This is a genomic window from Azospira sp. (assembly GCF_030247495.1).
Classification (GTDB): Bacteria; Pseudomonadota; Gammaproteobacteria; order Burkholderiales; family Rhodocyclaceae; genus Azospira; species Azospira oryzae.
Genome location: NZ_JAOTRW010000016.1, coordinates 1 through 1,862, shown reverse-complemented (window position 1 = coordinate 1,862; position 1,862 = coordinate 1). Strand labels below are relative to the sequence as shown.

Sequence of the window (1,862 nt, the reverse complement as noted above, 5' to 3'; positions counted from 1 at the left end):
AACGCATAGTCCGCTGAAATAATTGCATTGCACCAGTAGTAAATATGTGGAAATATTTTCAACTGTTACGTATGAAAATCTCCTCTGGTAATCCTAAATAACGCATAACTTCCTTCACATTTGGTCGAAGTTCCTCAGTAAATTCTCGCGTAATCACCCCTTTTTCATACGTCGCTATCGTTTGGACCGAATAGAAGATCCGAAAAATTGCAATCAAAGAGGGCCTTGTAAGGATTTTCTTACCTGGGCCTACAATGCTCGCTGATTCCTTTTCCATTTCTCTACGTACGACATGTTCGCCAACGCTTAAGAGTAATATGAGAATCAACATTAGATATCCCAATGATTCAGCGCGTCTTGGGGAATCCACATAAAGGGCATTAACAAACTGTGGGGACTTCAAAAATTGAAATTTTCTTTCGACTGCGCTCTGACTTTTATACTCTCGAAGAATCTCAATTCCACTCATCGTAACCACTGTAGAAGCCACGACAAATATACACTCACGTTGAATCGCTCTATCTATAGCAGCTTGATCCACTTCAATCACTGAATGGATGGTATATTCGGTGCGCGTGCAATTCAAAGCGGGATCTTTACTTGGTCGGCCTGGGCGCTTAATGTTCTGTTCTGAGATTTGAAAATCTACAGAGTGATACATTGCTTTTTTAAGCACAGTCTTATTGAGCTTTTCAATTTCAAGATTTGCATCTTCAATGCAAGCAAATGGCCGCTTTTTAAGTAGTTTGATCTGTGCTTCTAACGTATCGCGTTCCTTTAAAACTTTCTTATGTATCAGTTTGAACTTCGTACTTTCAAGTTTTTGAGAGTAACAGACACCTAAGCTTAACGGGATGCCTTCGTAGATACATTGGTCTGACATAACCTGATATACAGTTGGGGAAGTCGACGAAGGGAAAACGTAGGTTGGAAGAGTTTCTAACACATCAAGGGCTTTTTCAATGACGCGTTTGCATTCGTTAATATTGTCCGGCATACGTGTAATAACATCCATTTTAGCCAGCTTGGCTTTTTCTAAAAAAGCCACGGTAAATGAAGCACTGTCAGCAATATAGAAAAATGGACTTTCATCATCTGTTTTAAAGCGCGCTTTTACTTCAACTGCACGATCAAGATTTTCAACATTATAGGTTTTGTCACTTTGATTACCGGAGTGAATGCCGCCATCCACGCAGATTCCTTGAGTTGTGCCCATGGACAGTATCATTTGCCTTTTGTCTGGTCGGTGTTGTTTAGAGTGGCCAAATGTAATATCTATAGTACCAACGACACCATCCTGTGTCTGATACTCTCCCCACATAATTTTTGAAGTCGTATCATAGTTTACACTTTTCAACAGAATGCCATAGTGATTGAACGCACTTACTGCAACTCTTGAGAGAATTTCGGAACCACCAGCTTGATGCATCAGATCAAGAAAGCCACCGAATCGATCATCGTTAAGTTGGTCAATATCTACTTTACACTTGATCAATGCTTCTAAATCAAGAGTCTCTAGGTATTCCAACAAGCGGCTAAGTGGATGGTGATCATCCGCCATTGACATTAAAAACATCTGCGCTAAATCACCATAGGCGATTTCAGGCGGTCTACCAACCTCCGGTGTCAAGAGTTCATTAAAGATCCGATCTACGCCAACCGCTTGGCATAATCCGGCTATGAGACCTGCTTTTCCATTTCGATAAGGTATTATTTTTCGATTTGAATTGTCCATCAACATCAAATCCCTTCTAAACAATCAATTATAGAAGAATTCGACGTTAGTTTCAAAATTCCTTTTTGAAATATATGGTAATTTTAAACTTTTCATTTCTCTTTCTTAATTCAGCGGACTATGCGTT

Annotated in this window: 1 protein-coding gene; it reads right to left on the bottom strand. The window is 39.7% G+C overall.

Annotated elements, in window-relative coordinates:
- Window positions 1-58: 58 nt before the first annotated feature.
- A complete protein-coding gene (locus OEL49_RS17300) occupies window positions 59-1,741 on the bottom strand; it encodes an IS1634 family transposase (protein ID WP_287875955.1) in 1,683 nt (560 codons plus the stop codon).
- Window positions 1,742-1,862 lie beyond the last annotated feature (121 nt).